The 20,805-nt window shown below is 36.1% G+C and carries 17 protein-coding genes; 11 read left to right on the top strand and 6 right to left on the bottom strand.

Going from position 1 to position 20,805, the window contains the following annotated elements; translation table 11 throughout:
* The first annotated feature begins 31 nt into the window (after nucleotides 1-31).
* The 10 genes from murA (at nucleotide 32) to ACTQ5K_RS14335 (ending at nucleotide 10,267) form a co-directional block, all read left to right on the top strand.
* Nucleotides 32-1,339 carry a UDP-N-acetylglucosamine 1-carboxyvinyltransferase gene (murA, locus tag ACTQ5K_RS14380; protein ID WP_251628620.1) on the top strand — a complete coding sequence of 436 codons (1,308 nt, stop codon included), beginning with the start codon at nucleotides 32-34 and terminating at the stop codon, nucleotides 1,337-1,339.
* A 355-nt stretch (nucleotides 1,340-1,694) separates the two neighbouring features.
* Complete coding sequence (gene spoIID, locus ACTQ5K_RS14375; protein ID WP_251628622.1) at nucleotides 1,695-2,708, top strand: stage II sporulation protein D; 1,014 nt, start codon at nucleotides 1,695-1,697, stop codon at nucleotides 2,706-2,708.
* A 315-nt stretch (nucleotides 2,709-3,023) separates the two neighbouring features.
* Complete coding sequence (locus ACTQ5K_RS14370) at nucleotides 3,024-3,863, top strand: M23 family metallopeptidase (RefSeq protein ID WP_031536705.1); 840 nt, start codon at nucleotides 3,024-3,026, stop codon at nucleotides 3,861-3,863.
* 829 nt (nucleotides 3,864-4,692) lie between these two features.
* Nucleotides 4,693-4,965 carry a sporulation transcriptional regulator SpoIIID gene (gene spoIIID / locus ACTQ5K_RS14365; protein ID WP_016204804.1) on the top strand — a complete coding sequence of 91 codons (273 nt, stop codon included), beginning with the start codon at nucleotides 4,693-4,695 and terminating at the stop codon, nucleotides 4,963-4,965.
* A 736-nt stretch (nucleotides 4,966-5,701) separates the two neighbouring features.
* Nucleotides 5,702-6,703 carry a rod shape-determining protein gene (locus tag ACTQ5K_RS14360; RefSeq protein WP_031536704.1) on the top strand — a complete coding sequence of 334 codons (1,002 nt, stop codon included), beginning with the start codon at nucleotides 5,702-5,704 and terminating at the stop codon, nucleotides 6,701-6,703.
* A 354-nt stretch (nucleotides 6,704-7,057) separates the two neighbouring features.
* The gene (locus ACTQ5K_RS14355) at nucleotides 7,058-7,873 is read left to right on the top strand and encodes a flagellar hook-basal body protein (protein WP_031536703.1); all 816 of its coding nucleotides are present in this window, start codon (nucleotides 7,058-7,060) and stop codon (nucleotides 7,871-7,873) included.
* 137 nt (nucleotides 7,874-8,010) lie between these two features.
* The gene (locus tag ACTQ5K_RS14350; protein ID WP_031536702.1) at nucleotides 8,011-8,838 is read left to right on the top strand and encodes a flagellar hook-basal body protein; all 828 of its coding nucleotides are present in this window, start codon (nucleotides 8,011-8,013) and stop codon (nucleotides 8,836-8,838) included.
* Between the two features lie 14 nt (nucleotides 8,839-8,852).
* Nucleotides 8,853-9,137, top strand: coding sequence for a DNA-directed RNA polymerase subunit beta (locus tag ACTQ5K_RS14345; RefSeq protein ID WP_031536701.1), 285 nt, complete (start codon nucleotides 8,853-8,855; stop codon nucleotides 9,135-9,137).
* A gap of 207 nt (nucleotides 9,138-9,344) precedes the next feature.
* A complete protein-coding gene (fabZ, locus tag ACTQ5K_RS14340; RefSeq protein ID WP_031536700.1) occupies nucleotides 9,345-9,782 on the top strand; it encodes a 3-hydroxyacyl-ACP dehydratase FabZ in 438 nt (145 codons plus the stop codon).
* A 188-nt stretch (nucleotides 9,783-9,970) separates the two neighbouring features.
* The gene (locus ACTQ5K_RS14335; RefSeq protein ID WP_251628627.1) at nucleotides 9,971-10,267 is read left to right on the top strand and encodes a hypothetical protein; all 297 of its coding nucleotides are present in this window, start codon (nucleotides 9,971-9,973) and stop codon (nucleotides 10,265-10,267) included.
* A gap of 103 nt (nucleotides 10,268-10,370) precedes the next feature.
* Here ACTQ5K_RS14335 and ggt read toward each other — a convergent pair whose 3' ends face one another.
* The 6 genes from ggt to ACTQ5K_RS14305 all read right to left on the bottom strand — a co-directional run bounded on the left by ggt (nucleotide 10,371) and on the right by ACTQ5K_RS14305 (nucleotide 16,637).
* Nucleotides 10,371-11,951 carry a gamma-glutamyltransferase gene (gene ggt, locus ACTQ5K_RS14330; RefSeq protein WP_441994017.1) on the bottom strand — a complete coding sequence of 527 codons (1,581 nt, stop codon included), beginning with the start codon at nucleotides 11,949-11,951 and terminating at the stop codon, nucleotides 10,371-10,373.
* A 105-nt stretch (nucleotides 11,952-12,056) separates the two neighbouring features.
* On the bottom strand, nucleotides 12,057-13,598 hold the full coding sequence (locus tag ACTQ5K_RS14325) for a tripartite tricarboxylate transporter permease (protein WP_082169251.1): 1,542 nt from the start codon (nucleotides 13,596-13,598) through the stop codon (nucleotides 12,057-12,059).
* 15 nt (nucleotides 13,599-13,613) lie between these two features.
* Nucleotides 13,614-14,066, bottom strand: a complete 453-nt coding sequence (locus ACTQ5K_RS14320) for a tripartite tricarboxylate transporter TctB family protein (RefSeq protein WP_048717374.1) — start codon at nucleotides 14,064-14,066, stop codon at nucleotides 13,614-13,616.
* A gap of 19 nt (nucleotides 14,067-14,085) precedes the next feature.
* On the bottom strand, nucleotides 14,086-15,072 hold the full coding sequence (locus ACTQ5K_RS14315; protein ID WP_048717372.1) for a Bug family tripartite tricarboxylate transporter substrate binding protein: 987 nt from the start codon (nucleotides 15,070-15,072) through the stop codon (nucleotides 14,086-14,088).
* 111 nt (nucleotides 15,073-15,183) lie between these two features.
* Nucleotides 15,184-15,834 (bottom strand): GntR family transcriptional regulator, encoded by a 651-nt coding sequence (locus ACTQ5K_RS14310; RefSeq protein WP_031536694.1) that lies wholly within the window; start codon nucleotides 15,832-15,834, stop codon nucleotides 15,184-15,186.
* Nucleotides 15,835-16,202: 368 nt separating this feature from the next.
* Nucleotides 16,203-16,637 carry a YwpF family protein gene (locus ACTQ5K_RS14305; protein ID WP_349204875.1) on the bottom strand — a complete coding sequence of 145 codons (435 nt, stop codon included), beginning with the start codon at nucleotides 16,635-16,637 and terminating at the stop codon, nucleotides 16,203-16,205.
* Nucleotides 16,638-17,010: 373 nt separating this feature from the next.
* Between ACTQ5K_RS14305 and ACTQ5K_RS14300 the strand changes: the two genes are divergently transcribed.
* Nucleotides 17,011-20,805 (top strand): S8 family serine peptidase, encoded by a 3,795-nt coding sequence (locus tag ACTQ5K_RS14300; protein ID WP_441994016.1) that lies wholly within the window; start codon nucleotides 17,011-17,013, stop codon nucleotides 20,803-20,805.

The following is a 20,805-nucleotide window of genomic DNA, read 5'->3' as shown; positions in this document are numbered from 1 at the left end:
TAGAGATATTGGACGCGGAGGGGAATAGACTTTGGATAAAATCATCGTCCGCGGCGGAAAAAGGTTAAATGGAACGGTTAAAGTGGAAGGCGCAAAAAATGCCGTTTTGCCTGTGATCGCCGCTACATTATTAGCAAGTGATGGAAAAAGTATAATTAAATCAGTTCCGACTCTTTCAGATGTATATACGATTAATGAAGTATTAAGATATTTGAATGCAGATGTACATTTTGAAAATGGTGAAGTAACCGTTGATGCATCAAGGGACTTAAGTGTGGAAGCACCATTTGAATATGTACGAAAAATGCGTGCATCTGTTTTAGTTATGGGATCATTGTTAGCTAGAAATGGCCATGCAAGAGTAGCATTACCTGGAGGTTGTGCAATTGGCTCAAGACCAATTGATCAGCATCTTAAAGGCTTTGAAGCAATGGGAGCAAAGGTTCAGGTTGGTAATGGATTTATCGAAGCTTCAGTAGAAGGCCGTTTACAAGGAGCAAAAATCTATCTTGATTTTCCAAGTGTAGGTGCTACTGAAAATATTATGATGGCTGCTTCCTTAGCAGAAGGTACAACAATTGTAGAAAATGTAGCAAAAGAACCAGAAATTGTGGATTTAGCAAACTTCCTAAATAAAATGGGAGCAAAAGTAAGAGGTGCAGGTACTGGAACAATTCGTATCGAAGGTGTGGAAGTGCTACATGGTACAGAACATACTATTATTCCTGACAGAATCGAAGCTGGTACATTCTTAATTGCTGCTGCTATCACTGGCGGAAATGTACTTGTACAGGGTGCAGTTCCTGAGCATTTATCTTCTTTAATTGCAAAAATGGAAGAGATGGGTGTTATCTTCAAAGAAGAAGAAGATGGTATTCGTGTTGTTAGTGCTGAGAATTTAAAAGCTGTAGACATTAAAACAATGCCTCATCCTGGATTCCCAACAGATATGCAATCACAAATGATGGCATTACTTCTTCGTGCAAAAGGAACAAGTATGATTACGGAAACAGTTTTCGAAAATCGCTTTATGCATGTAGAAGAATTCAGACGCATGAATGGCGATGTGAAAATTGAAGGTCGTTCAGTTGTAATGAACGGACCAACTAATCTGCAAGGAGCAGAAGTAGCTGCTACAGATTTGCGTGCCGCTGCTGCTCTGATTTTATCTGGACTTGTAGCTGATGGTATCACGCGCGTTACAGAGCTTAAGCATTTAGATCGTGGCTATGTAAATTTCCATCAGAAATTAGCTGCCTTAGGTGCTGATATCGAAAGAATTACGGAAGAAAGTGAATTAACATTAACTGCAAGCTATGTTGCGGATTTAAATGCATAAAACAAAGGGCAAACTTTATTTATCGTTTACGTTCAGATAAATAAAGTTTGTTTTTTTGTGGGCAAAATTATACATAGCATGTAAAAAATATTTTAAAAACAAATCGAAATGGGTATTAGCTTCCTTTAAAAATGGCTAATGGAAAAGGTGTTATGTAATGGGGAAATAACAAGAGGTGCATAAATAACAGGATTGCTAAAATAGTATGCAAAACCGACATATTTAGAACAATTTTTTTAGTGAAAAGCTATCGATTTAAACAGAAAAAGAAGGAATAAAAGCTTGTCCACCTCCATAAGAATGTTTTAGAGACAGTTAGAAGGTCTTATTTCTATTTTATGGAGGCTTTTCATTCATGATTAAAATCAAACCTTTCATCGTACTAGGAGTTATTCTGTTTGCTATCACTTTACTTGTTCCCACAATCCTTGTTTTACCCTCTATTCAGGAAAAAAAGGATGAGCCAAACAGTAATGTAGAATCTGCAGAAGCCAAAGAGCCAGCTATAGAAGTAGCCGTATACAGGCAGAATAAGCAAGAAGTTGAGAAATTAGATTTAGAAGAATATGTAGTTGGGGTTGTTGCTTCTGAAATGCCGGCAAAGTTTGAAATGGAAGCATTGAAAGCACAAGCCTTAACAGCCAGAACATATATTGTAAAAAGAATGATGAATCAAGAAAAATCAGATTTACCAGACGGTGCCCTTGTTGGAGACACAATTGATTATCAAGTATACAACAATCAAGACGAGTTAAAGAAAATTTGGGAAAATGCCGGTTATGATTGGAAAAAGAATATGGAAAAAATCGAAGAAGCTGTAGCTGCTACAAAGGGACAAATTTTAACCTATAAAGGTGATCCGATTGATGCCACTTTCTTCTCCACAAGCAATGGCTACACGGAAAACTCAGATGCAATATGGCCAAATTCTATCTCCTATTTACAAAGCGTAGAAAGCCCGTGGGATGTTAATTCTCCTAAGTTTAATGGGGAAGTGACATTGACTGTAAAGGAGTTTGAGAAGACGCTAGGAGTGTCTTTAGGGACTGGTAGTGAAGTATTAGAAGATATTAAATATACAAAGGGAAAAAGAATAGCAAGTGCCAAAATCAACGGAAAAGAGATGTCAGGAACAGATATTAGAGAAAAGTTAAATCTTAAATCAACTGACTTTACTATGGAACGAAAAGGAGAGACTGTATATATTGCCACAAAGGGATATGGTCATGGAGTCGGAATGAGCCAATATGGAGCAAACGGAATGGCAGCCAACGGAAAAACATATGATGAAATCGTTAAATACTATTATAAAGGGGTTGAAGTCACTGCCTCAGATGATATGCTGACGAAATATACAGCTCAGAAATAAGAAAATCAGCGAAAGTAACGAGGGTATTAGCCGAAATAGTGATAAATCAGCGAAAGTAGCGAGGGTATTAGCCAAAATAATGATAAATCAGCCAAAGCAGCGAGGAAATCAGCCAAAGCAACGAGAATATCAGCCAAACTCAAACTAAGCAAGTCTCCATCCCGAGACTTGCTTTTTTCTACGCTACAAATAAAAAATAAATTTCCATGTATATAATAAAGAACTTTGTCGAAAAATAAGTCTAAAAAAATTTTTTTGCTAATAGGTATATATTTATCATTATCTGTTCAGAATGATTGCTGAGGTGATGATAAAATGAGAGAGGAAGAAAACAAACGTACTTCTCCAAAAAAGTCAAAAGTAAAAAGCTTTTTTAAAAAGCGTTGGGCATTTCCAGCCGTTTATATCGCAAGTGCTGCTATTATTCTAACAGGTGTTCTTTGGTATCAAAATAGCGCATCAGAAACAGATAAGTATAAATATGATGCTGATATGCCAACAAAGCAAATCGATGAACCTGCAGAACCAGTAGCAAAAGAATTTGAAAACTTTGCGTGGCCAGTAGTAGATGAAGAGTCATTTATTACACAAAAGGAATTCTACGATAATACGGCTAGTAAAGAAAAACAAGCTGAATCATTAGTGTTTTATAATAATCAATATCAGCCAAACACAGGTATTGATTTAAAAATGGAAGATGATAGCGAATTCGAAGTGGTAGCTGCCTTAAGCGGAACTGTTACGAAAGTGGCGGAAGATTCTCTATTAGGTAACACGATTGAAATTGATCACGAAAATGGGATTAAAACATATTACCAGTCTGTGAAGGATTTCCAAGTAGAAGTTGGAGATGAAGTGGAAAAAGGTCAACCATTAGCCACTGCTGGAAAAAGTAAGTTAAATCAAGATGCAAGTGTTCATGTTCACTTTGAAGTAAGAAAAGACAATGTTGCGGTAAACCCAATTGATTATTTTGGTAAGCCATTAAGTGCTTTGGAAAGTGATGATACTTCTGGTGCTACATCAGAAGCTGATTCAGAGGTGGAAGAGTCTGAATCTGCTGATGAAGAAATGCCAACAGATAACTCATTAGAAAATGGAATAAATTCTAATCAGGATGAAGATGCAGAAGGAACTACAGATCCGAACGCATAATTGAAAAACTGTGAAAATAGGGGTTGCTATAAATCGGTTTCTTACATGCATGAGATATCATCTTTTGCAAAGTAAGAAGCCCTTTATAGCACTCTTTTTTTATGTCTATATAACTTTCTACGCGAAAAAAATATTTTTAGCATGGGAAATGTCGAAATGAGAAGCCGCGTTTATGTAAACAACTAAGCTTTTAGATAAATTCCTCCTTCCTTTCATGATGGTGCTAGTTCCGTTAATTCACCTATTCAAATCTTTATTAGGTAAAAAGTAATAGGTTTATTTCCATGTTTTAAGAAATGTTTGATGGAAGTTGCCAATTAGGTACGGAAACTGACAAATTTCTCGGGAAATAATTGTCCTTAGGAAACAATCAGTTTTGGATAAATAAGCTTATTAAAGGGTAGTAGTATTTCATTCTCAAATAATCGATCCACATTTTAAATTCCTCATGTGCTCTCCATATAAACCTTCTTTAATTCAGCAAAATAAAGAATTTTAGTTAAAAAACTCATTAAAATCAAAGAAATCATAAAAAAAATTAGACAAACCTTGTCCCTATTCATATTTTTCTGCATAAAGTATCATCCAAGCTAATAAAATGTTACAAACCTTACAAAGAGGAAGTTTGGAGTGAGGGGTCGTTTGAAGACAATGGATATGTAGTCGAGGACATGTTTAATCATAATAAGTACAGAAAGCCTTTGACTTTCTGCCGCATGAAGAATCGTATTTTGTAGGAAAGGAAACGTGCGGGATGAAGAATTTCGATGAAGCGAAAAGCGAGTCTCATTTCACACTTCTCACATCCAATTTAGGGAGGGCGAGTGGTGTGCACGATTACATCAAAGAGAGAACTATCAAGATTGGAAAGTATATCGTGGAGACGAGAAAAACGGTTCGCGTAATAGCGAAGGAGTTTGGCGTATCCAAAAGTACAGTCCATAAAGATTTAACAGAAAGACTTCCTGAAATTAACCCAGATTTAGCAAATGAAGTAAAAGAGATACTTGATTATCATAAATCAATTCGACATCTGCGTGGTGGGGAAGCAACTAAAATGAAGTATAAAAAAGAAGAGTTAGAAGGGGAAACTGTACAGTAAAAAGCAAATGGGGCAATTTTGTAGAACTGTTAGCATGGCAAAAAATAAGGATAAAAATGCCCTAGTGATTTTTAAAACAGAAAGGAAAGTTTGTGAAATGCAGCTACAACAGTCTATCGATGGAGGTGACTTCATCGATAGAAAAAAAGATTTGTATAAAAAGAGACGCTGATTGATATGCTAAGAAAAGGTACATAATAGCTTTAAAGGACTTTGAAATCAATGTCCTTTTTCTTTTGTAAAGAAAACATAACCAGCTTGAAAATGGTGTGGTGGTCGTTTAAGAGCTGCCTAACATAATTATAAATTCTTTTTGTGAAAAAAAACTCATTTTTTTGACAAAAAGTTACTTATTTCTGCATCCTTGTGATAGAATAAAAAATTAGAGTGGTATAAATAGATAGAGAAAAAACATACAAAATTTTAACCAAAAACATACATAATTCGTCTATTGAAAAAGAAAAAATGGTTGATTTAATATAGAGCGATAAGTAAGACATATTTAAGCGATAAAAATAATGGCTGGCATTTTTCGGAAAGCTGTGCGAATAAAACCCATTTTAAACAGGAATAAAGAAAAAATGAATATTTATTGGCCAGTAGTGTCATTTAATGAAACTTAAGTATGAAGATATCGTTACATATAGTGTGAAAGCCAGCTCTTAGTCTCTATAAGGAAAATGAAATGATTAAATCAAATAAAAGGATAAGCTAAGACAAAGGAGGAGCGTATTTAATGTTTGCTAGAGATATTGGTATAGATTTAGGAACAGCGAATGTTCTAATTCATGTAAAAGGAAAAGGTATTGTATTAAACGAGCCTTCTGTTGTGGCATTAGATCGCAATACAGGCAAAGTATTAGCAGTAGGAGAAGAAGCACGTCGTATGGTTGGACGTACACCTGGGAATATCGTGGCTATCCGACCATTAAAAGACGGCGTTATTGCTGATTTTGACGTAACGGAAGCGATGTTAAAGCACTTTATCAATAAATTAAATGTAAAAGGATTTCTTTCAAAGCCAAGAATTCTTATTTGCTGTCCGACAAATATTACAAGTGTGGAACAAAAGGCAATTAAAGAAGCAGCAGAGAAAAGCGGAGGAAAGAAAATCTATCTAGAAGAAGAACCAAAAGTTGCAGCAATTGGTGCTGGAATGGATATTTTCCAACCGAGCGGAAATATGGTTGTTGATATTGGTGGCGGTACAACGGATGTAGCTGTACTTTCAATGGGTGATATCGTTACATCTTCCAGTATAAAAATGGCTGGAGATAAATTTGATAATGAAATCCTTCAATATATTAAACGCAGATATAAGCTGTTAATCGGAGAACGTACTGCTGAAAATATAAAAATCAATATCGGAACTGTTTTCCCTGGATCTAGAAAAGAAGAAATGGATATTCGTGGCCGCGATATGGTTTCTGGACTTCCTAGAACGATTACTGTTTATTCAGATGAAATTGAACAAGCATTAAGAGAATCGGTGTCTGTAATTGTTCAAGCTGCGAAAAGTGTCCTAGAAAGAACACCTCCTGAGCTTTCAGCAGATATTATTGATCGTGGGGTTATTTTAACAGGTGGTGGAGCATTGCTTCATGGGATTGATTTACTGTTGGCGGATGAACTTAAAGTTCCTGTATTAGTGGCGGAAAATCCAATGGATTGTGTAGCAATAGGTACTGGGATTATGTTAGATAACATTGATCGTCTCCCAAAAAGAAAATTAAGCTAATAAATATGGGGGGCATAAACAAGAGCGAAAAGTTCTTGTTTATGCATAGGAAAATGAAATCTAGTTATTTCATACCCGTTGTACGAAACATTAAACCTAAAAAATCGGAAATGAGAAAATTTTTTCTTGTTCCGATTTTTTTGCTTTAAGGAAGGAATTATTGAAAGTGAACGTCCTTTAAAACTCCCCCTATATCTACCAGTAGATTGTTATGATGGAAACCCGATATAATAAATGATGAATACAAACATTTTTAGACTTTTTTCAACAAAATTTAATGTAATATTTCCATATTTTTTTTATAATAGAATATATATATGAGAATCGAAAATATTGTATAGATTGGAGACAAGTATGTTTAAAGGATTCTATACAGCAGCCTCTGGTATGCTTGCACAACAGCGTAAGACAGAAATGCTTTCCAATAACATGGCAAATAGTACGACACCAGGTTTTAAAACAGATCAATCGTCTATGAGAGCCTTCCCGGAATTATTACAGCAAAGTGTTAGCAAGAATGCAGTTGGTGTTGTAGACAAAGAAGAAGTAGGCTATTTAGCAACAGGAGTCTATATGCAGGAAGCGACACCAAAATTTACACAGGGAGACCTTAATCAAACGGAACTAAGTACGGATTTGGCATTATTAAATGTCAATGTACCAGGGAATGGTACAAATCCTAGTGGCAGCATATTCTTTACTATCCAAAATGCAAATGGCGAAATAGCATATTCACGGAATGGAAATTTCACTTTAGACGGACAAGGCTATTTAACCACTGCTAGCGGATTACGTGTTTTAAATGAAAATAATGAACCCATTCAACTAACTAGCACAGATTTCTCCGTTACATCTGATGGGGTGATTACTGGGAGTAACGGGGAAGCATATCGTCTTGGAATAAGCTACACAGATACACCAGAACAGCTTTCCAAAGAGGGCGATGGCTTATATCGAGCGCAAGACGGTGCAGAACTTCCGAGTGCATACGCAAATAATGAAGTGAATTTCCAGATAAAACAAGGATTCTTAGAGAATTCCAACGTTGATACAGCCCAAACCATGACAGATATGATGACAGCATATCGTGCTTTTGAAGCAAATCAGAAAATGCTGCAGGCATATGATAAAAGCATGGACCAAGCTGCAAATGAAATTGGAAAAATATAAGATTAGATTATTTTGGAATTTCTCTAAAATAAATGCTTTTTTCAATAGGGGAATATAAACCATTTTGATTGTAAGCTACATGCAAAAGCTTTCCGAAAGCAGCTTTTCGATAGAAAGGGTAGTAAAGGGGAATCGCTATGAATAGAACGATGATAACGGCTAGTAATACATTAACACAGCTACAAAAGCAAATGGATCTCATTAGTAATAATATGGCCAATGTTGATACAACTGGCTATAAAAAACAAAATGGAACCTTTACGGATATGCTTTTTCAGCAATTTAATAACCAAGCTGATGAAACGCAAGAAGTCAATCGTCAAACTCCAAACGGAATCAGACAAGGTGTAGGGGCAAAAATTGCTCAAACACAGTTAGTGATGACACAGGGAACCATAAAAGCATCCGATCGTGTTTTAGATACGGCGTTAACAAAAGAAGGACAATTATACAGAGTGCTAGTGCAAGACGGTGGAGAAACGGAAGTTCGCTATACAAGAGATGGAGCTATGTACTTATCTCCAGTATCTGATAATGAAAATATGCTCGTTACAAAAGATGGCCATGCTATCCTTGATGAGAATAATAACCCAATTTTATTAAATAATAATAGTAAAGAATATTCTTTTTCATCAACAGGAACGCTAACAGTTCAGTTGAATAACGGTGGACAGGAAATGGTGAATCTCGGTATATCCTATGCCAACAATCCGCAAAGTCTTGAAAAAACGGGGGATAATGTATACCGACTTTCTGACTCAGCGGACGAAAACCAAGCAATTTTAGACCTAGACGGTGCTAGAAGAAATGAAATTGGGATGAAGCAAAATGCCTTGGAACAATCGAATGTAGATATAAGCAAAGAAATGGTTAATCTGATTGCTACACAGCGCTCCTATCAATTTCAGTCCAGATCCATCTCTTTAGCAGATCAGATGATGGGATTAGTGAATGGAATACGTTAAAAAGGAGAAAAATGATGGCATTAAATAGCAGTAGTCAGGAAATGGTTAAGACAAGAGAACAGGTAAAAGAATTACGGAAAGAGAAGAAGAATTCAGAAGAGAATGCTTCTCCTAAACGACAAGTTAGAGTTCGTCTGTTTCCTATATGGCTGCGCATAATTGCCATCGTTTTAATAATGGTTGTCAGTGTTCTAGCAGGCGCGCTTGTCGGGTATAGTGTAATGGGAGACGGTAAAGCAAGCGATACCTTTAAAAAGGAAACTTGGACACATATTGTCAATTTAATAAATGAAGAGTAAACAAGCGTGGATTTGTAAAAAATAGCAATTATATCTCCTTTCTTTGATTGTGGCTTACCTAAAATACGCTTTATAACTTTTTAGAGTGACAGGCTATTAACACATTCTCTAAAAAACATCTTTTAAAAAAGGAAGGGATATCCCTTCCTTTTTTATAGGATTATTTAGTACAATAATATATAACCACATATTAGTAGGAGGTCACAAATGTTAGATATCAATCAAATTAAAGAAATTATTCCGCACCGATATCCTTTTTTATTAGTAGATAGAATTTTAGAAGTGGAAGAAGGCAAAAAAGCAGTTGGGATTAAAAATGTTTCTGCCAATGAAGAGTACTTTAATGGACATTTTCCGGAATACCCAGTAATGCCAGGTGTGCTGATTGTAGAGGCGTTAGCGCAGGTTGGGGCAGTTGCTATGTTGATTAAAGAAGAAAACAAAGGGAGACTGGCATTCTTCGCTGGAGTTGATAGCTGTCGCTTTAAAAAACAAGTATATCCAGGAGATCAACTGCGACTTGAGGTAGAAATGACAAGAGTGCGCGGAAACTTCGGAAAGGGAAAATGTGTAGCTACTGTTGATGGTGAAATTGCCTGTGAAGCGGAAATCATGTTTGCCCTTGGGGATAAAAAGGAAGCATAAAAGGAGAAAGAGAAGAAGATTCTGTAAACTAACGGGAGGACTTCTCTTTTTTTTACAAATGATTCTTTACAACTTTGCTTATTATTGGAATTAGGGGATAAGCCGCAATAATTTTCTTTTCTTGGATAACCTAATTATTGACCTATTAAAGGTCATGATGATACTTATCAAGAAAAGGGGTATAACGAATGAATAAATGGATTAAGTTATTAGGTATTTCAGCGTTATCCGCAATGCTTTTAACAGCTTGTGGTGACAATGATGATCAAAGTCCAGCACCAGATGATGATACAACAATTGAAGATACCGATTTAGATACGGATGACGTTGTTCCAGATACTGATTTGGATAACGACAACGAAACAGATGTACAAGATGAGAATACAGATGATGATCTAGATCCAACTACAGATGATAATGATCCTGGTGAAGATATGATCGAAGATAAAGATGATGCAAATGATGAAGACGACATAGACGAATAAGGCTATAGAGTTTGTTAAAGGTTCGTTCTTACCGAATAAGTTACTTATTTTAGAATGTAGCTTGTGGTAAGAACGAACTTGAAATTAATTTTTCGCGGTAGTTTTAACGCCCAATAGCAGCTCCATCACTTCTTGGATCGACTCCACCATGTAAGAAACCTTGGCTGTCGATAAGAATGGCATTAGCGTGTCCCATAATATCATCAAAGTCTTCTACACAATTCACAAGGTGACCGGAATGTTTCAGTTTATCTCTTACTTCCTGTGAGACTCGACTTTCTATCTTTAACTCTTCTGTTGTATCTCCCCAAGTTCTTCCCCATACAAATCTTGGCTCATTAATGGCTGTTTGAGGGTCTATTCCATAATCAAGCATTCTTGTAATGATGGCTGTTTGCGTTTGTGGTTGTCCTTCTCCACCCTGTGTCCCGTATAAAACAATAGGTTTACCACCTTTAAAGGCCATAGCTGGCATTAGCGTATGAAAAGTGCGTTTTTTAGGTTCTAAACAATTAACATTATTTTCGTTTAAGGAAAAGAAAGAGCCTCTATTCTGCAAAATAATACCAGTATCTTTCGCTACAATTCCCGATCCGAATTCAAAATAAATACTTTGGATAAAAGAAACGGCATTTCCACTCTCATCAACAACAGCTGCATAGGCAGTATCATTGCCAACGCTTTGGGTCGTTATAGCATTTGTTTGGTCCAAATAAATTTTATCTGCTAGTTCTTTTGCATAAGTTTTACTTAATAAGTGGTCCAGGGGAATTTCATTGAAATTAGGGTCTGTTAAATATTTATTTCTATCTTGAAAGCTTTGTTTTAGTGATTCAATAAGTAAATGATAATACTGGTACGAATTATGTGGGATAGAAGGTAGTTCAAAGTTTTCAAGAATATTTAACGCCATTAATCCAACAAATCCTTGTGAATTAGGGGGAACCTGGTACATGGTATATTCTCGATAAGTAGAAGAAATGGGATTGGCCCAATTACCATAATGGTTGGAAAAATCTTCTTTTGTTAATAATCCGCCTTTGCTTTGTAGGCTGGAGACAATTTTTTCTGCTAGTTTACCTTCATAGAATTCATTACGACCTTTTTGGGCAATTTCTTTTAATGTATGGGCAAGATCCTTCTGAATAAATTTCTCATTCATTTTTGGTGCTTCATTTCCTTTGAGGAAAATAGCAGCAATATCCTCATCTAGTTGGAGAATTTCCTTATTTTTTATTGTATTCTTAATTTGGTCATTGGAAGCAGGAAATCCAAATTCTGCATAATGAATCGCAGGAGCCAAAACTTCAGATAATTCCATTGAACCGTATTTTTCCAATACGGCAGCCCAGCTATCTACCATTCCTGGAACAGTTAGAATACTTCTTATCCCTCTAAAAGGAATAGCATCCTCGCCAGAAAAATTATTGCGAGTAATGTTTGCTCCTGAACGGCCACTTCCATTATAAGCATCTATCCTTTTCTCTTTAGACTCATACATTAGCCAAAAGGAATCTCCCCCTAATCCAGTCATATGTGGATAAACAACCGCTAAACAAGCACTAACAGCCACTGCTGCATCAAAGGCATTTCCTCCTTTTTCTAATATGGAATTTCCTGCAGAAGATGCTAGATAATGAGGACTTACAATCATGGATTTTGTTCCAACTATTGATTGTTTCATGTCTATTCCCTCCTATGTAGTTTCAAGTATGTAATTAGTTTTTTTAGAATGGACGTATTTCGTCTATGAGAATCTAGCCTAATAAGGAAACTCATCCATGATAAATCAAAGATGAGTTTGTGATTCTTCATGATTGGAAGGAGTAGTTTGTGCCTTCCCACTTTTCTTTAATTGAATGATTGTGAAAATAATGGAGCCAACAGCAAGAATCAAGAAAACAAGGGAAATCGGTCTTGTGAAAAATGGTATGATGCTTGGGTCCATTTGATAAGCTCTAGTCATTTCCTTTTCCAATGTTGGTCCTAAAATTAGCCCCAGAATAATCGGCGATAAAGGAACATCTATTTTATGAAAAATAAAGCCGATTAATCCAAAAATGAATACAAGCATGACATCGAATAGTTGGTTATTAAGGGCAAAAGCGCCTACTGTACTGATAACTAAAATACAAGGGACCATTAACGATTTAGGAATAGCTGTAATTTTTGTAAAGACAGGCAACAGCAATGTTTGGATGAAAAAGATGGAAATGGCACTAAGGATAATCACAACATAGATGGAATTTACTAAAATAGGCTGTTGGGTAAATAATGCCGGTCCAGGATTAATTCCATGCAAAATTAAGGCACCAATCATTACTGCCTGTGCGACATCACCAGGTATCCCTAATGTGATCGTTGGAATAAAGGCTCCGCCAGCAACTGCATTATTACAGCTTTCCGAAGCGACGATTCCACCAGGATGACCTTTCCCGAATTTTGCTTTGTTTTTTCCAAACTTTTTAGCTTGATCATAACTAATAAAGGTAGCAGATTCTGCTCCAGCAGCAGGAAGGCATCCGATAAAGCAGCCTATGATAGAGGAACGAAGCACATTCCATTTTTCCTGAAAAATATCAACAAACACTTGCCCGTAAGGAATGCGGATTAATTTCTTCATGTTAGAAGTAGCTTGATTTGTTGGAATAGCGCTTTTTAACTCTTCTACATTCATTAGTAACTGGGAGATGGCAAATAAACCAATTAGAACAGGTAAAGTTGAAAATCCTGAGGTAAGTTCAGGGATTCCAAAATCAAATCGAACCGTTCCAGTTGGAGATACACCAACCGTTCCAATTAAAAGGCCAAGACAGCCAGCGATTAACCCTTTTAGCATAGATTTACCACTTAAGCCAGCAATAAGAGTCAGTGCGAAAACAACGAGAGAGAATATTTCCCATGGTCCGAAAAGAAGACTCCCCTTAGCAATGATTGGTCCTAATAGAAATAAAATAATCGCACCAATAATGGTTCCAATAACAGAAGAGACGATGCCTACTCCTAGTGCTCGTGGTGCTTCTCCATTCTTTGTCATTGGATAGCCATCAAAGGTGGTGACGACAGAGGAAGGAGTACCAGGAATTCCTAAAAGTATGGAAGAAATCAACCCTCCGGAAAGTCCGCCAATATAAATGCCGATCATGACGGCTAAACCTTGAATTGGTTCCATCCCAAAGGTGAATGGAAAAGCTAAAATAAGGGCCATTGTAAAGGTGAATCCTGGGATTGCACCAGCTATAATCCCAACCAAAACGCCAATAACGATAGATAGAATCATCATAGGATGTAATACTTCTTGAAAAGCTGCTAAAACCATTGAAATATCCAACTTAATCACGCTCCATTATGGTAGATAAATATGTAATACTTGTTCAAACACAAGAAGTACGATGACAGGAAATGCCACTGACAAAATAATATTTGTTGCCATGTATTTTTTTTGGAAAGGGCGTAAGATAATCGTGGAAATGAATAAAAAAACAATTGAACAAATTAAAAACCCTACTATATTTAAGAAAATGACATAAAGAAGGAATAAGAACAGTATCAATAAAACACGAAAATGCTTTGAAATATAGGTCCTTATAGTTTCTAAAGAGAAGGAATCCTTATCTTTATTTAGGAAACTTTTTATCAGTAAGCATAAAGCTAAAATCATCATTAACCCAATGATAACTCTAGGGAAAAACGAGGGGGCAAAAGTCTGCACCCCTGATTTTTCGGAAAATTCATTGGAGTTTATAAAAAAGATACTGCCTACAATTAAAATAAATATGGAGAATAATCGATTAACCAATTTTATTCAGCCCCCTCTATTAAAACTCCATTTTAGGAGCAAGTTTACCCATTTCACTATCTAATTCATTAACATGGTTAGAGTACTCCTCAGAAGTCATGTAATGAGGGAAACTTCCTAATTCCTCAATTTTTTTCTGCAATTCTGGATCCTCTAGTGCTTTTTTAAATGCTTCATTAATAACTTTGATTCGTTCAGGATCTGTTCCCTTAGGAGCAAGAATACCTCTGTCCACTGTAACCGAGAAATCAATGCCTTGTTCTTTTAAAGTTGGTACATCTGGCAAGAAAGGATTACGTTCATCAAAAACCATTCCAAGGGGTACAAGGGTTCCATCATCATAATATCCTTTTCCTGATGCATAGTCGGCAATCATCCCATCGGCTTGATTAGCTAGGATTGCAGCATATTGAGGTCCAGTTCCATCATAATGAATATAATTTAATGATTTAGGATCCACACCAGCGGCATCCAGTATGGCAGCTATAGAATAATGGTCTTCTGAGGCAACAGTATAAGCCCAGTTCACTTTATTTCCTGCTTTTACGTATTCAATAAAATCATTCATATTTTTGATATTATGTTCTTCACTAAATTTTTTACTTATAGATGGAATATGGGGAGTAGAAGTCATTAGTACAACCGGATCAAAAGCAGAGAATCCATAATCTACAACTCCCGTATGTTGAGCTGTTGCAACAACTTGGTGTGTGCCTAATATCGTATAACCATCTGGTTCAGCATCCTTTACAAAACGAGAACCAACAGTAGAAGTAGCACCAGCCATATTTGTAGGAACAATAGTCTGGCCTAAATGTTTCTCCGCGTATTGAGCAACTAAACGAAATAATACATCTGTTCCACCACCTGGAGGATAAGGAATTACTAATTTTACAGGCTTTGTTGGGAATTCCTCTGCTTCTGATGAAGAGCTGCTAGAAGAACTACATGCTGCTAAACTGAATAATAAAATAATAGAAATAATGCTAATTAAATATTTTTTCACTTTGTTTCCTCCTATTGTTAAAAGAACCCTAATTATTTTATTTGGTATTTCAATGTATGATCTAACTTAAAATTAAGAGTTTTCAGAAAATTTTCTGTAAAAAAATTAATATTACTCTAATTTAGCCATCTCCTCTATAATGGCATCGCAAGTTATTTGGATATGTTCTAAAATAAGAGCAGTTAGTTCATCCAATTTCTTTTCTTTTATTAATTCTAACATTTTATAGTGTTCTGCTTGGGCAGAGGAAAGGTGTTCAGACGAAGAATAGATATTCATATAAGATTCTACTCTACCCCAAAGCTGGTGTAGTAATTCCCATAGCGGTTTAGAATGAGCATGAGAATATAATTCAAAATGAAACTTCTTATTTAATCGTCTCCATTCAAAAGGAGAATGAATATTCTCGTCCATTTCTTTGATGATGTTTTCAAGCAATACTAAATCTGGAGGACAAATATTTGGTGTAGCCCATTCAATTGCTTGTTTTTCCAGTAATTTTCTAATGGCAAATATTTCGATTAATTCTTTGGTAGAAAGCTGATTCACGATGATGCTTCTTCTATCAAATTGAACAAAGCCTTCTGTTTCGAGCTTGGATAAAGCTTCTCTAACAGGCATTGTACTAACTCCATATAATTCAGCTAATTTTCTTATGGACAGCTTTTGCCCAGGTGCAAATTCTCCTCTAATGATCTGGTTGCGAATAGCTTTATACACTTCTTGAGCTACAGTAGGGACGACAATTGCAGAATTCTTCAACCCGATATACACCTCCTCCAAGCAAATGATATTTGTGATCACATATTTGATATCTCATAGCTGCATTCTATCTATTAAAAAAGGCATAAACAAGTAACTTGTCAGATTTTATAACAAGGTTTATTTTAGACTAAATGCAAGATAGGAGGGGAAAAGGCTTAATAACGCGTATGGAAACGTTTGTATTTTAGTAGAATTTTTTTTGTGGGCTTATAGGCTCGTTCAAGCCCATCTTGTTCTAAATATTATTCAAAGCAATAATTGCATGAGTAATATTATTAAAATAGCAAAAAGAACTTTGCAGGAAAGTTCTTTTTGGCAAAATAATCTATTTTCGTTATAGAAAATGCTAGATGAACCTTTCACAGCTACAATTTCTTCTCCAAAAAAGTCTGAGGCTTGCTTTGCATCAGTTCGGTAAATTTATTCGATAAGTTATTTCCTTCGTACCCTTCCCCAATTAAATATTGGAGCAATAGTTCTGCATAGTCTTTTCTATCTCGTTTTAATGTTCCTTCTAATAAGATACTTGCTTTGTCCCCCAAATTTTGGATCGACAAAATGGTGACTTCAAAAGGAGCGGGATCATTTTCTTTTTTGGTGATTACCGCTTGGACAAGCAAATCTTCCTTCTTTTGAAAGGCTTCATCAAGAAAGTCGATAGAGGACCAATCTGTATAGACTTCAATTAGCCAATGATTATTATCATCTTCCTTATTGATAATCAACCCATCCAATAATTTAATTGGTATCAGCTTTTCCCTCGTCAGAATTTGTAAAGAAATCAACTTAAATGTTTTCACGCTAAATCCTCCTCCGGCAAATGCTTGATTTTCTTTTATTATACCTTACCTTGAACATTTCATCTAAATACTTAAGGAAATGAACCTAGCATTTATATTACAAAAACTTTCCCGGCGAACTCGACTGTAAGAATCAATCTTTAATAACATCTTCCTTAAATTATATTGAAAAAAGATTGTTCGCTATTGTTCACTATTTTTTCGTCTGTCCTTGACGAAAAATGAATAATTTTGCGATATTAAATGACTAAATTACTAGCATGAAAAAGAAGATACGGTACTATTTTCACTTAAAAAAAGAAAGAATATTATGATATTTTTATATAGTTCGATATATTCAAAAAATAAAAAAGGTTCAGAGGGGAGTTTTAACGTGAAGCAAAGTAAATTATTTGCTCTAGTCATTATGCTCTTTATGCTATTTTCAAATAGTATTTCAGCAGCAACAGTGCCTGACAAAGTAATCACCACGAAAGGGAAAGAAAATCAGCAAAATGTACAGACCATTAAGGTGGACGAGCTAGAGACCGTTTATAAAGAATCAGATACGGTCCGTGTCGTTGTTGAGATGAATACAGAGCCGACTGTTCAATATGCACAGGCGCAAGCAAAGCAAGTTAAGGAATTGCCGAAAACAACGAAAGAAAAATTAAAGAGTGAAAAATTAGCAGAACAGAAAAAAGTAAAAGATAAAGTGAAAGCAAAAAAAGTGAAATTTAAAGAGTTCGAGAATTTCACTACCATTTTTAATGGTTTTAGTGGAGAAATGAAATATGGAGATATAGAAAAAATCGAAGAACTTCCAGAGGTAGCGAAAGTACATATTGCGACCACCTATGAAAGGCCAGAAGAAGAAACAGACATGATTTATAGTAAAGAGCTTGTCCAAGCACAAGACGCATGGCGTGATTATGGATTTAAAGGGGAAGGAATGGTAGTTGGTGTTATTGATACCGGCATTGATCCAAATCATAAAGATATGATTCTTTCTGATGAAACAGAAGAGGAATTAACAAAAGAAGAAATTGCTCAATTTAAAGAAGAAAATGGACTTCAAGGGAAATTTTATAGTGAAAAGGTTCCTTATGGCTATAACTATATGGATGAAAATGATATTATCCAAGATATTGCAGAAGGTGCAAGCATGCACGGGATGCACGTTGCTGGTACTGTAGGAGCAAATGGAGATGAAGATAATAATGGCATAAAAGGGGTTGCTCCTGAAGCACAGCTTCTAGCATTGAAAGTTTTCGGAAATGACCCTAGTGTCTCTACTACTTGGGGAGATATTTATATTAAAGCAATAGATGATGCGATTGTGTTAGGTGCAGATGTCCTTAACATGAGTTTAGGATCACCAGCAGGATTCGTGGCCGAAGATGCACCAGAACAGCAGGCAATTGAGCGTGCAGTGGAAAATGGTATCATGATGTCCATTTCCGCAGGGAACTCTGCACATTTAGGTAATGGCTTTGCAAATCCATCTAGCTCTAATCCGGATATCGGTGTTACAGGATCACCTGGTGTCGCATATGACAGCTTACAAGTTGCCTCTGTTGAAAATAGCTTTATAGATATTGATGCCTTTTCCTATCAATATAGCGAGACGACTGGACAGGCTGGGTTCTTATCTGCAAGCAGTGTGCATCCAAATACAGTAGAAGAAAAAACATTCCAGATTGTTTATGCAGGATTAGGAACACCAGAAGAACTAGCAGCAGTTAATGTAGAGGATAACTATGCATTAATTCAAAGAGGCGAAATTGGCTTCGTTGATAAAGCGATCAATGCACAAGAGGCAGGGGCAGCTGGTGTTATTATTTATAATAACACAGATGGATTTGTGAGCATGGCAACAGATACAAGCATTAAAATTCCTCAGCTTTTCTTATTAAAAACGGATGGGGATAAATTAGCAGAAGTGCTTCAAGATGGAGAAAATATCTCCATTACATTTGAAGGCAAGAAAACAACTTCAGCTAACCCAGAGGCTGGAAAAATGAGTAGTTTTACTTCTTGGGGATTAACCTCAAACTTAGATTTTAAGCCGGAAATTACAGCTCCAGGTGGGCAAATTTACTCGACACTAGAGAATAATCAATATGGAATGAAGAGTGGAACATCAATGGCGGCACCGCATGTTTCTGGCGGTTCAGCACTCGTATTAGAACGGGTAGATAATGAATTCGACGTATCTGGATTTGAGCGAGTAAACATGGCGAAAAATCTATTGATGAACACTGCGAAGCCAGTAACGGATAGTGGTACAGTAAATAGTGCTTTTGATTGGGATGTACCATATTCTCCGCGTCGACAAGGTGCAGGTCTGATGCAACTGCACGCAGCATTACAATCACCAGTGATTGTAACAGAGAAGAAGACACAAGAAGGGAAAGTGGCCTTAAAAGAAGTAGGAAATACTTTCACCTTTACGTTAGAGGCAAAAAACTATAGTGATAAAAAGGTTAAATATGATGTTGCTGCAAATATTCAAACAGACTTTGCTGCTTATGGGGAGCTAGGTTACTCTGCTAATCTATTAGAAGCCCAGAAAATCTTAGATGCAACCATCAAAGTAAATGATAAGGAACAAACAACAATTACTATTCCAGCAAACAAAAGTAAAAAAATCAAAGTTTCTGTTGATTTAACAAATGCAAAAGTAATAGATCCTTCTCTAACAGGCAGTTGGGAAACACCTGTTGCGATTGATCGTGTGTTTGAAAACGGCTATTTCGTTGAAGGGTTTGTAACCTTAACAGATCCTGCGGAAACGAATGCAACATTAACCGTTCCTTATGTAGGATTTAAAGGGGATTGGAATAAAGCGCCGATTCTAGATGGCATGAAATATGATGAAACATCTTTTTATGGCATGGCTGGAGCGGTGACAAAAGAAGGCGAAGATTTCCTATACCTAGGTTATGATCCGATAAAAAATGCATTCACAAAAGAGGGGATTGCTATTTCACCAAATAGTGATGGGATACAGGAAGAAATTATTCCGATTCTGTCCTTCTTAAGAAATGCAAAAACCGTTCAGTATTCTATTGTGGACAGTAATGGAAAAACAGTTAGAACACTACTGACACAAGAGGAAATCAGAAAAAATTACTATGATAGTGGTAAAGGAACAAGCTATTTGCTTGATTCTAAATGGGCGTGGGATGGAAAAGTAAATGGAAAATTAGCAGAGGGGCAATATTACTATCGTATTAGTGCTACCCTGGATTATCCAGGTGCAAAACCACAAGTTGTAGATATACCAGTAATCGTTGATACAGTGAGTCCATCTGTTGAAGTAGCCTTAGTAGAGGATAATAAAGCATTGGAATTTGCTGCATCAGATAATAAAAATGGCTCAGGTGTTTCTTATTTAGATATTTTAGTAGATGGGAAGTCTGTTCTAGGTACGCCATTAAGTGGAGATACAACAGAATTTACATTACCGAATGAAGTAGAGCCAGGCACAGCTGTAACAGTAGTTGCATATGACTATGCAGGCAATAAGCAAGAAACAAGTGTGACAGCAGAAGAAGGGAAGAAGGATACAACAATTCCAGTAGTCACTTTACAGACACCTGAAGCTTTAGAGGTGTACGGAGCAAAGGAAGTAGCATTTAGTGGAACAATAAAGGACGAGTCAGGCATAAAAGAGTTTACGATTGATGGACAAAAAGTGGACGTCTTCTATGATGAAGAAAAGGAAGTATACACCTTTAATACATCGATTTCCTATGATAATGGTGTTCATTCTGTTGAAATAAAAGCTACAGATGATGCTGATAATACAGCAGTATTTAAGCGCAGCTTCATTGTTGACGCAGAAGCTCCTAGTATTTCATTCAACGGTCTTTCTGGAAATCGCATTGTAAACAGCAATGGAAAAAATCCATCTGTTCATGTAACGGTAAAGGATAACTTTGATGAAATACAGCTAGCGTTAAATGGAAGTGAATTGTATTATCAAACCTTTAAACAGCCTTATGCAATGAGAAGTCTAGAAAAAACAGTGAAAAAAGTGGAATTAAATTTAGAAGAAGGCTTAAATGAGTTTGCGTTTACAGCAACAGATTTAGCTGGCCATAAAACAACCAAAACTGTTTACTTCTATAAAATGAGTAAAGAAGAAAAACGAAAAGATATTAAGATTCCTGGGGATAAATAA

Source organism: Niallia sp. Sow4_A1 (assembly GCF_052116745.1).
GTDB classification, from domain to species: domain Bacteria; phylum Bacillota; class Bacilli; order Bacillales; family Cytobacillaceae; genus Niallia; species Niallia hominis.
This window is presented reverse-complemented; position numbering and strand designations above follow the sequence as displayed.